An 18,582-nucleotide genomic window follows, 5' to 3' on the forward strand; every position below is an offset into this window, starting at 1 on the left:
CTTTCTGACCAGGGATATTACCACCCGGTAACAAAGATTCTCTTCAACTTCGCTTTGCAGCGCGCCGCCGGTGCGACGCCTTGCTCCACCCTGGCCTCAACCCTGAACGCGACACCTCTTCCGACGGCGCAGCCGGTCGAAGCATCACCCGCACACCGTCGAGATCGACGACCTCCCAGTCGTGGCGATACACCCGAAAATCCAACCCCTGCTCCGAATTCGTACCGAAAACCATGATGGCCCGGCCATCCTTGACCATCTCCAAAACCCGATCCCACAGCTCCTCCCGAACCCGCGCATTGACCTTCCCGACAAATACACCCGCGCTGACCTCCAGCAACCACCTGGTCAAGTACCCACGAAGACCGACCGGGCACGCCGTCAACACGATGACTACCATCACCCACCCCGTTCATCCCCATAAGACACCCCTCCTGGAACCGTACGTATCCCGCCGTCCCACAACTCCAAGCTGTCCCATTCGACGACGTCAAGCTCCTCGTCCTCGGCCTTTCCACCAGACAACAAGTCCTGAACATCCCTCGCGCACCTCGGCAGCAGCTTCGCAGCATGAATCGCATCCCGCATCGCGCGCCGAGTATCCCCCGGCACATCCTCGCTCTTCGAAGCCACCACCTCGAACGCCGTCGGCACCGCCAACTCCACCTTGTACAGATCGGCGATGTCGTACACGAACGACCGGTCGTTCCCTGTATGCACCACGCCCAGACCCGGCGTGCACCCGAGCGACACCACCACAGCGTGAACCGCCCCGTACAGACACGTCGTCGCCGCCGAAAGCGCCATGTTGACCGCATCCGACGCATCGAAATCGTCCGGCCGATAATCCCGCCGAGACCACTCGACCCCAAATGTCTCAGCGGCAACCTTGTACGCCAACCGCACCCGCGCACCTTCCTTGCCCCGCAGTTGCTGCATCGACAACCCGGAGACGTCCTCCCCCGGGAAACGCATCTCATACATGCGCCGCGCCACCGCCAACCGCAACCTCTGATTCGACACCACCTCCGCCTGCCGAATCAACCAGCGCGACGACCTGGCCATCGTCCGGCCATGCGCGTAATACCGCACACCCCGCTCGCCCACCCAGGCCACGGTGGCGCCGCTTTCCGCGAGCACCACCATGGCCTGATGAGTCACCCGGGTGCCCGGCCCCAACAACAACGCCCCGATCGTCGCCGACGGCACATGCACCGTGCCCCGCTCATCAGTCACCGTGATGGCATTCCCATCACGGTGGACCACACCGCGTTCGACATAGACAAAACTCAAACGGTCCTGAACCCGCACAAGCTCCTGGACATCACTGGGCCGAGCCCCCGGGACCGGCCTCACCGCGGACGCGCCAATGTCATCAACCCGCACCCGTACGCCTTGGCACGACCCATGCCACCGACCAGAGCCTCCCGGAAAAGACCGACATCAGTGACCGTCAACGCACCATCGAACTGAACACGACTGATCGTCACCCGGCCACGACGGCCCCCCGCCGGATCGCCCCGCGAAAAAGCATCCGCCTGACGGCCGGTCACCACCACACCGCCCTCAGCGGCACCCTCCGGATCACAAATCGAAAAGCCCCACCCGGCACCATGCTCACGCAGCCACTGCTCCTGCTGGTGAGCCGTCACATGCGGGACCACCTTGCCGCGCGGCGCACCCTCCTGACGGAGCACATGCACCGGATTCGCCGACAGCCTGAACCGCCACCTCTGGCCATCGGCCAACCGCGACAAGAACGGCGCATACGTCGTCGTCTGCCAGGTCTGCGTCATCGGCCAACCGGCCTGCTCCACCAACGTGGTCAGATCCGGCTCCGCAGCGCCCACCACGTACAGAAAACACTCATGGCGCTGCGGACGATCCACCCGCCACAACACTCGGCCGGTCTGCGCCTCCGGCGGATAACAGGCCAACACTGCGGCGTGCATCCGCTGAGGAGAGCCCAGCAGATGCCGGGTCCCCCGCCGGGACGGGTTCAACGAAAACTTGGTCAGGTACACGGCACCCCACCCACCTCAGAAAAGAAATCCGGTTCCGGCGCAACACCTCTCGGAACCCGGCCTTGTGGATTGTCGACCTCGATCATCGGGTCCACCGACTCCACCGCACGCCAGACGTACTCCCGGCGCCGCGGATCCCAGCTCTGCGGCACGTCACGCACCGTGAACATCTGAGACGTGCTGTCCGCGACGTCGCCCCCCGATGACTGCGCGTCGACGAAAGCCTCCAGGTTGGTACGTCCCTGAGGAAGCCGACGGCGATACCACGAAGACGCCTGCCACTCCGTGTCCCGCAACACCTCCACCAGGTCGCCCTCCCGCACCGACATCGCCACCGGCTGGGACGGCGGACACGCCCGTCGCCCCAGGTACAGCGGGAAAACCGGCGAGCGCACTGCGTCGTAGAGCGACTGTACGAGGGTGTGTTCGCCTTCGACGGCGGCGACAAAGATCGCGTCGGCGAGGTAGTAGCGGTAGGAGAGCGGCATCGATTCAGGTTTTGGTGATGTCCAGCGGATCGCGGTGTGGAAGTCGCGGATGAGTCGGCCTGGCTGGTCGACGCGGACTCCGAAACGGAGGCCTACCAGGTCTTCGATCGGGTCGGCTCGGCGTCGGCCTTGCGCGGCGGCCAGTAAGCCGAGGACGCCGCTCTTCGTCGGTTCTCTCCTGGTGTGGCGGCGCGCGAACCGGCTTTCTTCTCCCCAGGATTGCAGTGGCCCCGCTAGGCGGAGCAAGAGGACGGACATCAGCGGGCCGCCGTCTCCGTCACGACATGGCGGACGTTGTCGACCAGCTGCTGGAGGGGGATGCGTTCGCCGAGGCGGTCCACGGCTTCGGCTGCGGCTGGTCCACGGGTGACCCAGATGTGGCTGGCTGCGGTGCTGAACTGGGGCAGCACTTCTTCGGCGTATGTCGCGAGCTGCTCGCAGGAGGGTCGTACGTGGCCGGTGTCGGCGGCGGTGACTGCATCTTCGAAGGCTCCGGCGAGGCTGACGGGCTGTCCTTCGCGCACCATCACGACGACTGCGTCGGGGAGGGTGCGGTTGCCGAAGGTGTTCTGTTTTCCGGTGGGCATGCTGGTGACGAAGCCTTGGACGAAGGCGGCTGCTGCTCGGCCGGTGGCGTCGGCGTCGCCGAGGTTGTGCAGGAGGCCGTCGACGTTGATCGTGGCGAAGCGGTAGAGGGTGGACGAGTTGAATTCGACGGTGCCGATCATTCCGGCGCCGGTGTCGGCACGTTCGTTCCGGTCGTCGACGGCGGTGAAGTAGTCGTCTTCGTTGTCGACGCGGTGGGTGCTCAACGCGTGGGCGACCTGGACGGCGGCGTCGACGTTCAGGTCGGCGTCATTGGCTACCATCCGGCCGAAGAGTGCGATGTCCACCCCGTGACCGTCCTGCATGGCAGCCTTGACCGCCTTCTTGTCGAGTTTTTCTGTGCTGCAGGCGAGTTCTGCCAGCTTGTCGAGTTGGATGGAGCTGATGAAAACCAAGTACTCGGCCTGGGCGACCTTGCTGGGCAGCTCCTCTTCGCCCTTCTTGACGCGCGGTTTCTCCAGCTTCAAGCCGAGGAGGCCCAGGACTTCTTCGGCCCGGTTGCGGGCGTCCTGCAGCGCCGGCTCATCGGCGGCGGTGCCGCCCTTGCGCTCGAGGATCCGATCGCCGAGGAGTTCCACGAGCCGCTTCGTCCGGTAACCGAGCTCGCTGCTGTCGACATGGCCGGGGAAAGCGGCGCGGGTAGCGCGCTTCCATGCCTGGCTGCTGACTCGGGCGCGAGGCACACCGCCGTAGATCGCGCTCTTCGGCTGACCGGTGTCGTCACGGTTGACATTGCTCGGCGGCAGGGTCTGGATGATGTGGAGATCGACATAGGTCGTCATGGGAGAACTCCTCTTTCTGCAAAAACGAAACGAATAACGAAGCGCGAATAAGGTCGTGCAGGGCGATCAGGCGGAGAGGTCGCTCTGGTCGGATCGGTGTCGTCGCAGGTCGCGCCCCCAGGCAAGACGCACCCGGGAAGCCGTCCGCGGCGAGGACAGGTCGTAGAGGTCTCGGGCCAGGAGCCCGTAGTCCAGATGGATCCCGGCGCCACGCTCGGCGCGCATCAAGGTCACCAAGGTGCGCATCACCGTCAGTCGACGGCGGTCAGAAGCAGCCGCGCCGGCCTGGTGGAATCGCGCCACGACGGAGCCGTCCAGCTCACGGCCGTCACCGCGAACCATGGCGAGTTGTCTGACCGCCTGCCCGAAGCGCACACCGGAGCGGTGCACTCCGTCACCTCGGGACTGCTGATGTGTGGCGTAGAGACACAGCGCCGCATGGATGGCACGCTCCGCCCGGGACGGGGCGTCACCGCCGCCGGCCAAGGTTGCCGGCAGGTCACCCAAGGTGATCTCCCAGACGGCGGGGTCGTCCCCGGGACAGGTCGGATCGGCCCGCCGGAGAGCAGCCATCGTCGCTGATCCGTACGACGTGGGCTGTTGCCCACCACGGGCATAGGCTTCCTGGAGCCGCAGCACCCTGCTCTGCACATATTTCTCGATGTCCCGTCGGTGGTCGGCACCGCTCATGACGCCTCCTTCGAACTCGTTGCGTTGTTCCCCGCCGCCGACACCTGATAGGCCCGGGGAAGTTTCTTCATCAAGGCGGAGCGGAACCAGGCCTCGGCGATCGGCGCGTCGACGAAGCGTCCGCCGACATCACGACCACGCCAGGCCTTGTCCGCAGAGCTGTCGATCAGCTCCGCCCCGACCTGTTTGAGGATCCGGTCGGCGGTGCGATGCCAGCGGGTCAACGCCTCGTCGACGTCCGTCGACGTCGACAGCTCGAGCAGCCACTCCCGGAAGGGAGCATCCAGGACACCCCAGACGCGTTCTCCTGCCCTTTCTCGGGCGCCGTCGCTGCTCCCACCCGCGGCTCGATGCAAGTTGTGGGCGAAATTGCGCAGGTCACCGACCGCGTCGTTCGTGACAGCGACCGCTTCCATGGCCGCGCCGCGCAGCACCTCATCCGTCAGGACCGCCGGACGAAGCGACATCACGTCGTCGACAAGTCCGGAGACCACCGAATCGTTGCTGCCGTACTCGACACCTACCGCATGAAAGACCACCGGATGATCACCGCCGAGATATCCCTCATCGGTGACCTTGGCCAGCCACTGGAGCAGCAGCGGAGACAAACGCTCGGCATCCTCCACCGCACCACGCTTCGAAGTCCGTCCAGCGAGCAGACCCCCGAGCCCCCGCCACACGGCGCGCTCCGGCAGATGGCCGACCGGCATGTAGACCACCGGGCCGTACTCACCCTTCTTCTCCTGAGCGGGGCTCCGCTTCCACGCGGCCATCGCCTCGTCCCGATGGCGGTTCTGCAGGCCTGCCCGATCCCCGTAGCAGACCAAGGCGTCGACGACGTACCCCTCGTCGTCCGGGATGAGGCGCAGGCGGCGGCCCTGCCAGGCGAGGAGTTCGACCGGGCCACGCTGGCGTGTCGGATCCACCAGCCACGGATCCACTGCGCTGGTGAGCAGCTCGTCCCGCTCCCACGCCGGGCGGTCGCCCTCCGGGGACGGCTCCTCGTAGACCAGGTTCAGCAGCAAGGTCTCCGCGAGGTTTTCCCCCTCGGCAAAAACCACACCAAGGCTCCCGCACCACCCCGTACCGGACGGGTAGCCTTTCCCGCCTTTCACCCGCGGATCACCCACCGCACCGGTCTTGATGCCTGCCGGGTCATACGCCTGGCAGTGGACGAGCCACCGGGCCGCCTCGGCAGCGCCGATCCGGTCGAGACCCTCCCCCGCTCGAGTCGTGAAGAACTTGTCCCCGTCGGGGATCTCCGCGATGAGCTTCGTCAGCCCCGAGGTGCTGCCCTTCTGCGTGCGCAGGCCGGCCACCTGGAAGAAAGGACACTTCTCGTCGAACAGCTCGAAGCGCTGTTCGTACCGGAGGAGGTATGCCACGATCTCGTCGACCGGAAGACCCTCCGACCACCATGTCCCCCACCGTTGCAGCGCCTCATCAGGGTAGATGTCGTCGCGGAGAGCACGATGGACGATCGCCAACAGCAGGCGCAGCAGCGCGACCTGCTGGGTCGGCATCTCACCGGCGAGTCCCCGCCAACGTGAAGCCTCCCGGAACAGCGTGAGAAGTGAGACCTCATGTCGTTGCCGGTCCGCATCGAGCACCAGCACCCACGGGTCATGGACCAGATTGAATTTCGGAGTCATGTCACTTCCTGTCTGAATTCTTCGAAGAGACGAGCAGACCGAGCACTCGGTCATAGCGGATCGAGGCACCGCACAACGACGCCCTCAGCGAGGCGTCCAACGGGAGGACCAACTGACCGGACAGCCACCGGTTGTCCTGCCAACCGGCCACCTCCGGCACCTGCTCCAACTCGGAGATGGCCTGATCGATCACCCCCGGATGCACGACAGCCCGCGGCAGCCGGACCGTGCACGATGCGGCGACCCGCGCCACCAGGTCGTCGCTGCGGCCCAACACCCCGGGAAGTGCCGCACCTGAACACTCCGGAAGACCGGGGAGAAGATGGAGCAGTCCGTCGTCTCCACGGCACAGGAGCACCACCTCCAACGAGTCCTCGCTGTCCCGAACCTGGCCCCTCCCGCAGCGGTCGAGATCATCCCCCTCGGCACGAACCGGACTCGCCGACCAGCTGGCCAGAAAACGTTCTGACCGGGCCGGTTTGACCTGGAAGACCGGGGCCTTCGCAACGGAGGCAGCATGTCGTGCCTCGTCGTCCGACCGCGCTTTCTCCCACTTGGGGGACCAGCCCGTCGGCGGCGGCACATCGTCGTCATATCCCGCCCCCACCAGGACCGGGATGTCCTCAGGCAGCGATACCTGCCGGGCCCCGTCCAGGTACGGGGCGAGCACCGCCATCGACCTCAAGAGCCGGTACTCGCCGTAGACCGCGACACACCCACGGTCGAACGACGGCGGCCCGTCGCCCTCACCGAATCCCTCGACCCCGGCGAGCAACAACCTCGGACGCCGCAACCCCGGCGGACGGTCCCGCTCCGGCCGGCGATGCCGATGCAGGCGACCAGCCCGCTGCAGCACCAGGTCGATCGGCGCGATATCGCTGATCATCACGTCGAAGTCGACATCGAGGCTCTGCTCCAACACCTGCGTGCCGACCACGATGCACCGCTGCGGGCGACCCGCCGCTCCCCCTGGCGGACCGAGCATGCTGCGAATCTGCTTCTCCAGACGCATCCGGTCAGGACCGATGAAGCGGCTGTGCACGAGGTGGACGTCAGCCCCGAACTCCGCCGACAACGCCGCATAGGTCTCCTGCGCGCGACCGACCGTGTCGTGGATCACCGCAGCGCAACCACCGTCGACGAGTTCGTCCCGTAAGACGTCCACGAGCTTGTCGTCCGGGAGCGACGACAGCCCCACCCGCATCGATGCGCTGCCGTCCTCGACCGCGACCGTCGCCACGCTCCGGGTCGCCACCGTCAGGCAGGGGTACGTCGCCGGTGCCGGAAACTCGATGGCGGCGCTCCGCCCCAACGCTCGGCCGTGACGTCCGCGGACATAGGCCTCGACCAGCTGTCGACGCTGCGCCGACGGGAGCGTCGCCGACAGCAGAACCACCGGGACCTCGTACGCGCCGAGCCAATCCAGCACCAGGCACAGGAACGACCGCATATAGACATCGGCGGCATGTACCTCGTCGACGACGACCACTTTCCCGGAGAGAGCCAGGTGCCGCAGCGCCAGATGCTTCGACTGGAGACCGCCGAAGAGCACCTGGTCGATGGTGCCGATGACGTGATTGGCCAGGACGCCTCGTTTCCGCCCTTGGAGCCAGGCATCAGCCACCGGAGTGAGCGACCCGGTGTCGCGCGCAGGCCGTCCGGAGCCGTGCTCGTCGTACACCTCGGCGAATCTGGCGTACCTGTCGCGGAGCAGCTCCCGATAGTCGTCGTTGAGCCCCGATTTGGAATGAGCCAGAAAGACACTGGTGTCCACACCGCCAGGCAGATGACGCAGCCAGGTGAGCACACGGGTGAACATCGCATCGCTGGTCGCCATGGTGGGCAAGGCCACGAAGACACCGCCGCAGCCGAATCGGGCAGCGAGGATCTCGGCGGCCTGGAGTGCGGCCTCGGTCTTCCCCTGACCCATGGCGGCCTCGACCACGATCAGCGGCGCTTCCTCCGCCGCCGCTGCGGCAGCGATGACCGCCCGTTGCATCGGCCTGATCGGATAGGCCGCCAGATGCGGAAACCGCTGCTGCATCAGCTTTTCCGGGTCGCCCAGGTCAGGGAGCGCGGGGCTCCACGGGGGAGGGAGAACCAGCTCGGCCAAGGCCTCAGCTCGGCGCGCATCCCCGCCTTCGAGCGTCACGTACGGGAATCGGCTCTCGTCGCTGGCGAACCAGTCGGCGATGATGACGACTGCGCTCAGGTCGACCTGGACCGGCACCGGGAGCCCGGACGACGGTAGCGCGGCGAAGACCTCGTCGAGGTCGTGTCGAGCGGCCATCCCGGTGAGGATCTCGGCGCGGACGGCGTCCCAGGCGGCATCACCCCAGGCGCGGCTCTGTCGCCGCGGGAGCCGGTTGGCCCGGACAGCCTGGAGCGTCTCGGCGGTCGGTGGCATCCCGTGATGTCCGCCGATGACGACGGCCAACGAACGTACGCTGTCCCGTCGCGAGGGATGACGCTTCAGCAGCCATTCCTCCAGAAGGACCTGGCCCATGACGCCGTGGTGGGCGTAATCGTCCCGTGGCACCTCCGGGCACAGCAGCCCGTGGGATTCGATGTGCCTGATGACATGATCAGCTCCCGCCGGACGTGCTTTCCCCACGAAAGCTGGTGCGGCTTTCCCTAGATCGTGGACTCCGGCCAGCCACATCACCAGCGATCGGGCCAAGCGGGCGTCGCCCTGCAGCTCCGCCTGCACCCGCAGCTTCACGATGTCCGGAAGCCAGTGGTCCCACAGATGGCCGGCGACCGCCGCGGCATCCTCGAGATGAGTCACCAGCGGAAGAGAAAGTCCCTCTTCTCGGCTCAACTTCCCCCACAGCGACAGCGCACTGTCGGACCATCCCTGCACAGCGGGCATGGCGAACCTTCATTCTTTGCTTTTTGACCGCACACCAATCCGGTAACAAAAAGCCACAAGTACACGGCCAACACTGATCGCGTAAAAGTTTATTAAAGAAAGGCTTTTATTTCCATGCGGAAAAATCACACTTCAGCAAAAGAATGACGGACGACCGACTCACATTGTTTCGATATCTAGCTCATCCCTCGGCCGCGGACGATATCGACAAAGCTCCCCCCGACATGTCCCCCGCAACCTTCGACATCCGCCCCCGAGGCAGCACCACCGGGGTACCGGTATCCGGGTCAGGAACGATCCGAGCCGTGATCCCGAAGACCTCGGCCACCGTCTCCACCGTCAACACCTCGACAGGGCACCCCTCGGCCGCGACCCGACCGTCCTTCACCGCCACCAGATGATCGGCATACCGGGCCGCCATCGCCAGATCGTGCAACACCATCACCACGGTGATCCCGTTCTCGTCGCTGAGCCGACGCACCAGATCCAACACATCCACCTGGTGCGCCAGATCCAGATAGGACGTCGGCTCGTCCAGGAGAAGCACCCCGGTGTCCTGGGCGAGAACCATCGCCAACCACACCCGCTGCCGCTGCCCACCGGAAAGCTCAGCGACCTGACGTCCGGCGAGCCCCACCAGGTCGGTAGCCTCCAACGCGCGGGCGACAGCAAGATCGTCGGCGAAGGTCGGCCGAGGGAAGAGCCGCCGCCGGTGAGGATGACGTCCACGCATCACGAGCTGCGCCACGGTGATCCCGTCGGGAACCTGCGCCGTCTGCGGGAGCAGACCGACCCGACGGGCCACGTCCCGGGAGTCCTGACCGGCCAGATCGACACCGTCGAGGACGACCCGCCCCGACCTGGGGACCAACAACCGCGCCATCGCCCGCAGGAGAGTGGACTTGCCGCTCCCGTTCGCGCCGACCAGGACGGTGACCTGACCGGCAGGGACCTCCAGGTCGACCCCGTGCACGACGAGACGTTCTCCGTAGCCCAGCTCGACCTGTTCCACCGCCAGAGGCGGGACCGGACATGCCGCCGCCCCTGCCACACCGTCACCGTCCTGCGCACCGGCCCGCGCCACACCTGCCATGTCGGTCATACGCCCTCTCGATGGATCGAAGCACGCCACAACAGCGCGCCGAGGAAAAAAGCACCGACAAGCCCGGTCACGACCCCGACGGGCAAGGCCGTCCCAGGCAGGGCATAAGCGGCGACATGGTCGGCGACGACCACCAGCAGCGCCCCCACGGCGGCGCCCGTCCCGACCGGTGCAGAACGGTTCAGCCCGCGAGCCAGAGCTCCTGCCATCTGACCGGACAGGAGCGCGACGAAAGCGATCGGGCCACACACCGCGGTTGCGGCAGCCACCATCACGACGACGACCGCCAAACAGAGGACCCGCACCCGATCGAGTCGCACACCCAATGACCGGGCCAGGTCGTCGCCCAGCGCATAGGCCTGCATCGCCGGCCCCAGAGCTGACGCCCACGGCAGGACGACCGCGGCCAGCACGGCGAGCACGACGACATCCGTCCACGTGGCCCGCGACGTGGACCCGGTGATCCAGACCAGCGCGTCATGAGCCCGATGGAGATCCGCCCGGAGCAGAACGGCATGCACCAAGGCGGCCAGCGTCGTAGAGATCCCGACACCGGTCAGGACGGCCCGGGTCGCAGCACCGGGGCCGGTACCGCCCACGGCGAGGAGCACCGCTGCGACCACGAGCGCCCCGACCGCGGCGGCCACGGTGACCGCCGGCCCGGACCAGCGCCCCAGGACGATGGCGACGACAGCGGCCGTGGTGGCCCCGCCGGTCAGGCCGAGAATGTCGGGGCTGGCCAACGAATTGCGGTAAAGCGACTGCCCGAGAGTGCCGGCGGCGCCCAACAACGCCCCCGCGAGGAGAGAGGTCAACGCACGGGGCAGCTTCGATTCCAGCACGATGAAACTGGCGCCAGGAATCGTCTCCCCGGTGACGATCCGCACGAAGTCGACCGGAGTGACGTGATAGTCCCCCAGCAGCACCCGGACGGTGGCCGCCGCAACGAGAAGGACCCCGATGACGGCGGCGGTGAGAGCGCGCCGTCGTCGGACGACGCGTCGCTGACAACGCAGGACGTCGAGCGCCGCCTCGTCCACCGTCACCGCGCACCGCCCTGGGTGCGAGCGACCGCCACAAGGATCGGCGCGCCGAGGAGAGCGGTCATGATGCCGACCTGGATCTCCGAGGGGGGCATCACCACCCGTCCGAGGGTGTCTGCGGCGACGACCAGCACCGGACCGGCGACGAAGGACCCGAGCAGGACGGGTGTCGCCCCCGCGCCGAACAGCCGCCGCAGGGCGTGCGGGACGACAAGGCCCACGAAGGCGACCGGACCGGCGAGCGCGGTGGCTCCTGCGGTGAGGAGCACGGCGGCGGCCAGCACGGTGAGTCGGCGACGGTTCACGTGTTCTCCGAGGGCGGCGGCCAGGTCGTCGCCGAGGGCCAGTGCGTCGAGGGTTCCGATGCTGGCCAGCGCGAGGACGGCTCCGGCGAGCAGAAAGGGGGTGACGGCGAGGAGGGCGTCGGTGGTGCGGCCGGCGACCGAACCGACCTGCCAGAAACGCAGCACGTCGAGAGCTTCGGCGTCCATCAGGAGGATGCTGCTGGTCAGGCTGGTGGCGGCGGCGAGGACGGCTGCCCCGGCGAGCACCATGGACAGGTCGCGTCGTTCCGGCGGTGCGATCGCGGCGACGGCGGCGACCACGGCAGCGGCGAGGATCACCCCGGTCAGTGCGCTGGCGGCGAGGAATGTCGGCTGTCGGACACCGAGGTGGAGTGTGAGGACGACGGCCAGGGAGGCTCCGGAGGTCAGGCCGAGGACTCCCGGGTCGGCCAGCGGGTTGCGGGTGACGCCTTGGAGGAGTGTTCCGGAGAGGGCTGCTGCGGCGCCGACGACTGCTCCGATGAGGGTGCGGTCCAGGCGGGTCTCCACGATGCTCGCAGCGTGTCCGTCGGTGCCGGTGAGCCCGGCCCAGAGTTCTCCCGGTCCGAGGCCGTGGGCGCCGACGGCCAGGGATGTGGCCAGGACGGCCGGTAGCAGCAGGCCGAGTAGCACGGCAGCGAGCGGTTTTTTCGGGTCGGAGGCTGCGGGCGTGCCCGGGGTGTTTCCCGGTGCGGTGGGTGTTGTGGGGTTCGACGGGTTGGGCGCACCGGTCACCGGGCGGGTTTCCCGTCGACGGCCTGGGCTAGTTTGGGGAGGAAGGTGTCGAGTGCGGCCGGGATGGACAGCGGGGTCGGTGAGGACAGGGGGAGCACTTCTTGGTTGTTCGCGCTGGCGAAGTAGCGGTTTGCTGCGAGTGCGGGCAGTTTCGAGATCAGCGGGTGGGTTTGCAGGGTTTTCAGTTGTTCGTCGTCGGCGTAGAAGAGGGTGACGTCGGATTCGACGGTGTGTGCTTTCTCGGCGGAGATGGTGGTGCTGAAGGCTGGCCCGTTGGAGAGTTCGCTGACGGCGGGTGCGTCGGTCAGTCCGAAGCGGCGCAGCATGTGGGGGCGGGCGTCGGTGGTGGTGTAGATGCCGACGGTTGACAGGTCGGTGGGGGTGAACCACACCCAGGCTGCGGTTTTGCCTTTGATCTGGGGGTATTTGGCGAGGGCTTCGTCGATACGTCGGTCGGTCTGTTCGCGCAGGGTGCGGGCTGCGGTGCTGCGGCCTGTGGCTCGGCCGATGATGTCGAGTTGTTCTTCCCAGGAGGTCGCCCAGGGTGCTTTGGGGTAGGCGATGGTGGGTGCGATTTTGGTGAGTTTGTCGAATTCTTCTTGTTTGATTCCTGAGTTCACTCCGAGGATGAGGTCGGGGTTGAGTTTGGCGATGGCTTCGCTGTCGATGCCGTCGGTGTCGGCGATGCGGGTGATGTCGGGGTTGCCGAGTTCTTGGAGTTTGGCGTCGAACCAGGGGGTGGATCCTTTGTCGTTGCCGCCCCAGGTCACTTTGGTGGCGCCGACGGGTGCTTGTCCGAGGGCGGCGACGACGTCGTGGTCGCTCCATCCGACGGTGACGATGCGCTGGGGTGCTTTCTCGATGGTGGTGGTGCCGAGTGCGTGGTCGATGTTGATCGGGAAGCTGTCGGTGGGTGCGCTGTCTGGGTTTTTCACGGGGTTGTCGTTCTTGGTCTCGCCGCGAGGGCCGGTGGCGCAGGAGGTGAGGGTGAGGGCGAGGACGAGTGTTGCCGTGAGGTGGCGGGGCGGGCGCATGGAGAGGCTCCGATCTATCTATAGGTAAGCCTAACCTTAGCTGCGCAAATCGCCTGCCTCGGACACTTCACCAGGGCCTCCGACACCACAAGTCCGGGCCCGGACACCGCGAACGGCATCCAGGCCCGGAACGAACAAGCGTCGAACGGAACTCACCCCGCCGGACGATCACCGACGAGACGAAGAACGACGAAAAACGGACTCAACGCTGGGGGATCATCGACTCGGGGAACCCCAGCTCCGCAGACGGAGTCGGCTTACCCGGCGTCATCAACCACGCCCGGAAGAAGGTCGACAGGTCCTGACCCGACTGCTCCTGCGCGAACTCGATGAAGTCCTCCACACTCGCCACACCGTGCTGGTACTTCGCCGTCCAACCGCGGACGATCGCCCAGAAGGTCGACTCGCCGACCCGGTTCCGCAGAGCCTGGACCGCCATCGCACCCCGGACGTACTCCGCCTTGGCGAACTCCCGACCCGGTCCCGGATCGGTCAGCACCACATTCCAGAAACTGCTGTCCGACGCCGGGTGCTCGTCGTACTGCTGCTTGAAGATCTGGTTGCCGCTCAACTCGCCCTTCGTCTCCTCCCAACGCCACTCCGCCCAGCTGGCGAAGCCCTCGTTGAGCCAGATGTCCTTCCAGTTCTTCAGACTGATCGAGTCACCGAACCACTGGTGAGCCTGCTCGTGCACGATCACGGAGATATTCCGATCCCCGCCGTCCCAGAAACTCTGCGAATAGATCGGACGGCTCTGCGTCTCCAGGGCGAAACCGAACTCGATGTCCGAGATCACGCCACCCGTCGTCGTAAACGGATACTCACCGAACTGCGAGGCCAACCATTCGATGACCTCCGGGTTACGGGCCAGGTCCTTACGAGCGCTGCGCGTCTCAGGGGTGTCCCTGGACGAGACGGCGTTCAACCATGGGATACCCGAAGGGGTCGTGCCCCGCGTGATGTCGTACTTTCCGATGGCCACGAACGCCAGATAGGTCGCCATCGGCCGGTCCTCACGCCACGACCAGGTGTTCGTGCCGTTGTTGTACGCCGTGTTCAACAGGTGGCCGTTGCTGATCGCCTTCATGCCCTCAGGCACGGTCACCGTGATGTCGAAGGTCGCCTTGTCCCGCGGGTGGTCGTTGCTCGGGAACCACCAGGGGGCGATCTCCGGCTCGCCGACCGCGACCGCACCCTCGTCGTTGGAGATCCACCGTGAGGAACCGTTGATCTTCGTCTTCGACGGGACACCGGAGTAGGTGACGGCGACCTTCATGTCGGCACCGTCGGCCAGACTCTGCGACGGCGTGATGGTGACCTCACGCTGAGAGGTGCGCCGGAAGGTGGCCGGTTTGTCGTTGACGGTGACCTTGGTGACGTTCAGAGCGAAGTCGACGTTGAACTGTTTGAGCTGCTGAGTCGTCTTGGCGGAGATCACCGTGGTGCCGGAGAGCAGCCCGGTGTCGGTCGAGTAGTCGACGTTGATGTTGTAGTTGTCGACGTCATATCCGCCGTTGCCGTATTCGGGGTAGTACGGGTCGCCGATGCCCCGGGCGCCGATGCCCGGGGCGGCCTTGCTGTAGGCCCCGGCGAGTTTCCGGTCGCCGGCGTGACGAGGCAGGACACGGTTCGTCCCCTTGTCGGCTTTCTGCTCGTAGCTGAAGTTGGTGTCCGGCGTAGGCGTCGGGGCCGGAGCTGCGAAGGACCCGGGGGTCATCGCCGCAGTGCCGATCACGACTCCGAGTGCGGTGGCGACTGCGAGGGACTTCCGTTTCCCGGTGCGTGGCGAACCTGTCGCTTTCATGCGTTTCTCCTCACATCTTCTGCGCTTCTGTCGGATTTGCGCTGCAGCACCTTTCGTAACGCGATAACGGAGGGTCGGCACGGAGCAACTGCTGATCTTTGCGCTTTGCTGGTCGACTTCAGAGCAGGCGTTGACGTCCCACTGAACCGCCCTTGGCCGGTTTTTCAGGCAGGACGGATGAAGCCGAGGTAGGGGCCGTCGACGACGACAGCGCCCACCTCGGCTTCCGGAAGGGGTACGGCGGGATGGAGGGGTTCTGCTCAGGCCCTCTTGCCCAGGGGGTTGACGAGGAGCAGCTCGGTGTTCCGATCGGCGTTGCTGCCGTTGCGTTTCTTCGCGTGCAGGTCGTTGAAGGACATCTCCCGGTAGAGCGCCGCGAGGTCCCGGGGCGCGCCGGAACCGTGGTCGGCGGCGTAGGGCGCCTCGGACTCGACGAGGGTGGTGAACAGCGAGAGGGTGCCGTCGACATTGTCGACGAGTTCCAGCAGGCGGGCGTGCTGGGGGAAGTCGACGTGGCTGGCCGTGTTGATCTCCCAGAAGGCACGCCGGGGGTCGGCGTGCGGCCGCGGGGTGATCCGGTTGTTGTGGGTGTGCCCGTTGACCCAGGCCAGTACGTTCGGGAAGCGGTGGAGCAGCTCGAGGACCTCCACCCCGGCGTAGCGGCGTTCCAGGTCGTCGAGATTGGGGATCAGGTTCGTCATCGTCCCGGAGGTGTGATGGCTGAAGACGATGAACAGTTCGTCGGCGACCTGCCGGGTGACCGGGCGGCCGTCCGTCCCGTGGTACCGGCTGCTACCTGCGGTGAGCACCCTTTCCAGCCAGAAGAACTGTCCCTCACCGAGTGAGCCTTCGGTCCACCCCGCAGGGTTCGTCGAGTCCAGGGAGATGCCGGTGACGCCCGGGGCGATACGGAAGCTGTAGTAGGCGCGACCGGTCGCGGCCGACTCCGCGGTGTACCCGTGCCCGACCGGCCCCGCACCGGTCACCGCGGCCTTCAGGTGGGCGGCGATGTACTGCCCCGGGACGAGCGGCCGTCGACGCGGGTCCGGGGTGACGGTCTGCACGATGCGGTCCCCCTGGGGCACCGCATTCGGCGAGACGGGCCGCCCCGAACTGAAGGAGCGCTCCAACCTGGACCGGGCTGCGGGGTCGCGGATGCCGAGGATCTTGCGCGAACCGGTGTAGGTCTCGGTGAGGGTCTCCCAGGAGAGCGGCATGGTCCCCTGGATCGAGTTGTCGTGATTACCGAAGACGCTGTACCAGCGGGTGCGCAGGCCGGGGCTGGTGACCGGCGCGATCGCCCGGGAGAGGAAGCCGGGGATCTGGGGGAAGCCCTTCTGCTTGTACTGGTCCTGCAGCGAGGACTCCACGTTGTAGAAGTGAGTGCTCCCGAAGTTCTGCACGCCTTCCCACTGGGGTCCGCCCGTGTTGGGGGTGATCTTCCCGCCGGCGAGCACGGTGAGGAACCACGTCAGTTCGATTTCCTCGTCGTTGTCGGTGTTGTCCCCCGTGGACACCACGCAGTCGAAAGGACGCCCGGTGTACGGCCCGCCTTTGAGGGAGTTGAGCCTGTTCACCAGGGAGATGCCGCCGTGGGTGCCCAGTGCTTCGTGGGGGCGGAAGGCCGACCCGTTGAACGGGTGGAGGAATTCGACGCGCATCGGCGACTGGGCGTCGATGATGTGGATGTCGGTGATCTGCACGAAGGAGGCGAGGGCGCGGCGGCGGTCGTCGCGTCCGGGCTTGGGCGCGACCAGCTGGGGGCGCACCACGAGGGGGTAGCCGGGTCCTGCGGTGAGTCGCCGGTAGCTGCCGGTGGCGGAGAGTCGCGCCCCGGGGGCTGCGGCCTGTTGCAGGGTGGTCCCGGTGGTGTTGACGGCGCGGGCTGCGGAGCGGGCTAGTGATCGGTCGATGGCTCTGGCGTGATCGGCGGTCCACAGGGTCAGTCCGGTGGCTCCGGCCAGACCGGTGAGTCCGGTGACGAAAGTGCGTCGTGTGATGTGGCCCATGTGTCCTCCGCGTCGTTGCCTGAGTGTTTCCCCGTGAGAGCCGTTCTCCCTTGCTATCAGCAGGAGCGCTTCTGCGGGGCGTGTTTCCCCAACGACGGTCGAAGGAATTTCACTCCGGGAGTTGATGAATCGTTACAAGAACAGGGGTAACGGGCCGACCGATGGGAGCCGCTGGTCCGGCCGGTCAGCAGAAGGCACCGTGACCGGTGAGCGCCTGCCCGACGACCAATTGGTGCACTTCGGACGTTCCCTCGTAGGTGAGCACCGATTCGAGGTTGTTCGCATGCCTCATCACCGGGTAGTCGCCGCTGATGCCGTTGGCACCCAGGAGGGTGCGGCACTCCCGGGCGATCGCGAGGGCTTCCCGGACGTTGTTGAGCTTGCCGAGGCTGACCTGTTCCGGACGGAGTCGGCGTCCGTCCTTCAAGCGCCCCAGGTGGAGGGCCAGCAGCATCCCCTTGCCGAGTTCGACTGCCATGTCGGCGAGTTTGGCCTGGGTGAGCTGGAAGGAGGCCAACGGACGGCCGAACACCTCTCGGGAGTCGACATAGTCCAGGGCCGTCTCCAGGCAGTCGCGGGCGGCACCGAGAGCACCGAAGACGATTCCGAAGCGGGCTTCGTTCAAGCAGGACAGCGGCCCGGACAGTCCGGTGGCCGCAGGGAGTGCGGCCGAGGCGGGCAGACGCACCCCGTCCAGGACGAGTTCGCTGGTCACCGAGGCGCGCAGGGACATCTTGCGGTGGATCTGCGGTGCGGAGAATCCGGGACTGTCGGTCGGCACGACGAATCCGCGCACTCCGTGCCCTCGACCCGGCTCGCCGGTCTGCGCCCAGACCACGGCCACGTCGGCGACGGAGCCGTTGGTGATCCACATCTTGGATCCGTCGAGGATCCAGTCGCCGCCGTCCTGGCGGGCGCGGGTGCGCATCCCGGCCGGGTTGGAGCCGCAGTCGGGTTCGGTGAGTGCGAAACAGCCGATGGTTTCGCCGGCGGCCATCGGGGGCAGCCATTCCTGTTTCTGTTCCTCGCTGCCCCATCGGTGGATGGCGTACATGGCGAGGGAGCCCTGCACGGAGACCAGGGAACGGATGCCGGAGTCGACGGCTTCGAGTTCCAGGCAGGCCAGTCCGTAGGCCGTGGCGCTGGTCCCGGCGCAGCCGTAACCGTCGAGGTGCATGCCCAGCAGGCCGTGCCCGCCGAGTTCTCTGGCGAGTTCACGGACGGGGAGCGCGGCTTCCTCGTACCAGCCCGCGACATGGGGGCGTACGGAACGTTCGAGGAAGGTGCGGGTGCTCTCGCGGATGTCGCGCTCCTCGGCGTGGAGGAGTTGGTCGATGTCGAGCAGTCCCAGCGGGGTCTGCCGGGTGCGGGGTGCCATGGCGTCCTTCTCTGGTCGTCTGGTCGGCGGGGCAACTGGT

15 protein-coding genes are annotated in these 18,582 nt (G+C 66.6%); all 15 read right to left on the minus strand.

Annotation, left to right across the window (positions count from 1 at the left end; translation table 11 throughout):
* Positions 1-43: 43 nt before the first annotated feature.
* The 15 genes from cas2e to AUCHE_RS15060 all read right to left on the minus strand — a co-directional run bounded on the left by cas2e (position 44) and on the right by AUCHE_RS15060 (position 18,542).
* A complete protein-coding gene (gene cas2e / locus AUCHE_RS14990; RefSeq protein WP_006504177.1) occupies positions 44-400 on the minus strand; it encodes a type I-E CRISPR-associated endoribonuclease Cas2e in 357 nt (118 codons plus the stop codon).
* Positions 400-1,386 (minus strand): type I-E CRISPR-associated endonuclease Cas1e, encoded by a 987-nt coding sequence (gene cas1e / locus AUCHE_RS14995; RefSeq protein ID WP_306301883.1) that lies wholly within the window; start codon positions 1,384-1,386, stop codon positions 400-402. The genes cas2e and cas1e overlap by 1 nt, the downstream gene beginning before the upstream one ends.
* On the minus strand, positions 1,353-2,024 hold the full coding sequence (gene cas6e, locus AUCHE_RS15000) for a type I-E CRISPR-associated protein Cas6/Cse3/CasE (RefSeq protein WP_006504179.1): 672 nt from the start codon (positions 2,022-2,024) through the stop codon (positions 1,353-1,355). Before cas6e ends, cas1e begins: the two co-directional genes overlap by 34 nt.
* Positions 2,015-2,770 carry a type I-E CRISPR-associated protein Cas5/CasD gene (gene cas5e / locus AUCHE_RS15005; RefSeq protein WP_006504180.1) on the minus strand — a complete coding sequence of 252 codons (756 nt, stop codon included), beginning with the start codon at positions 2,768-2,770 and terminating at the stop codon, positions 2,015-2,017. The genes cas6e and cas5e overlap by 10 nt, the downstream gene beginning before the upstream one ends.
* Positions 2,770-3,900 (minus strand): type I-E CRISPR-associated protein Cas7/Cse4/CasC, encoded by a 1,131-nt coding sequence (cas7e, locus tag AUCHE_RS15010; RefSeq protein ID WP_006504181.1) that lies wholly within the window; start codon positions 3,898-3,900, stop codon positions 2,770-2,772. The genes cas5e and cas7e overlap by 1 nt, the downstream gene beginning before the upstream one ends.
* Positions 3,901-3,966: 66 nt before the next feature.
* Entirely contained in the window at positions 3,967-4,590 is a 624-nt protein-coding gene (gene casB, locus AUCHE_RS15015; RefSeq protein ID WP_006504182.1) for a type I-E CRISPR-associated protein Cse2/CasB, read from the minus strand.
* A complete protein-coding gene (casA, locus tag AUCHE_RS15020) occupies positions 4,587-6,242 on the minus strand; it encodes a type I-E CRISPR-associated protein Cse1/CasA (RefSeq protein ID WP_006504183.1) in 1,656 nt (551 codons plus the stop codon). The genes casB and casA overlap by 4 nt, the downstream gene beginning before the upstream one ends.
* A 1-nt stretch (position 6,243) precedes the next feature.
* Positions 6,244-9,114, minus strand: coding sequence for a CRISPR-associated helicase/endonuclease Cas3 (locus tag AUCHE_RS15025; protein ID WP_006504184.1), 2,871 nt, complete (start codon positions 9,112-9,114; stop codon positions 6,244-6,246).
* A gap of 181 nt (positions 9,115-9,295) precedes the next feature.
* Positions 9,296-10,216: an ABC transporter ATP-binding protein gene (locus tag AUCHE_RS15030; RefSeq protein WP_006504185.1), complete on the minus strand. Its 921-nt coding sequence runs from the start codon at positions 10,214-10,216 to the stop codon at positions 9,296-9,298.
* Positions 10,213-11,262 carry a FecCD family ABC transporter permease gene (locus AUCHE_RS15035; RefSeq protein ID WP_006504186.1) on the minus strand — a complete coding sequence of 350 codons (1,050 nt, stop codon included), beginning with the start codon at positions 11,260-11,262 and terminating at the stop codon, positions 10,213-10,215. Before AUCHE_RS15035 ends, AUCHE_RS15030 begins: the two co-directional genes overlap by 4 nt.
* Entirely contained in the window at positions 11,259-12,317 is a 1,059-nt protein-coding gene (locus AUCHE_RS15040; RefSeq protein WP_006504187.1) for a FecCD family ABC transporter permease, read from the minus strand. Before AUCHE_RS15040 ends, AUCHE_RS15035 begins: the two co-directional genes overlap by 4 nt.
* Complete coding sequence (locus AUCHE_RS15045) at positions 12,314-13,351, minus strand: iron-siderophore ABC transporter substrate-binding protein (protein ID WP_006504188.1); 1,038 nt, start codon at positions 13,349-13,351, stop codon at positions 12,314-12,316. Before AUCHE_RS15045 ends, AUCHE_RS15040 begins: the two co-directional genes overlap by 4 nt.
* A 202-nt stretch (positions 13,352-13,553) precedes the next feature.
* Positions 13,554-15,155: a M1 family metallopeptidase gene (locus tag AUCHE_RS15050; RefSeq protein WP_052024958.1), complete on the minus strand. Its 1,602-nt coding sequence runs from the start codon at positions 15,153-15,155 to the stop codon at positions 13,554-13,556.
* A gap of 260 nt (positions 15,156-15,415) precedes the next feature.
* Positions 15,416-17,164, minus strand: coding sequence for a TIGR03767 family metallophosphoesterase (locus AUCHE_RS15055; protein ID WP_006504190.1), 1,749 nt, complete (start codon positions 17,162-17,164; stop codon positions 15,416-15,418).
* Between the two features lie 184 nt (positions 17,165-17,348).
* Positions 17,349-18,542 carry an acyl-CoA dehydrogenase family protein gene (locus AUCHE_RS15060; protein WP_006504191.1) on the minus strand — a complete coding sequence of 398 codons (1,194 nt, stop codon included), beginning with the start codon at positions 18,540-18,542 and terminating at the stop codon, positions 17,349-17,351.
* Positions 18,543-18,582 lie beyond the last annotated feature (40 nt).

The organism is Austwickia chelonae NBRC 105200, assembly GCF_000298175.1.
Taxonomy (GTDB): Bacteria; Actinomycetota; Actinomycetes; order Actinomycetales; family Dermatophilaceae; genus Austwickia; species Austwickia chelonae.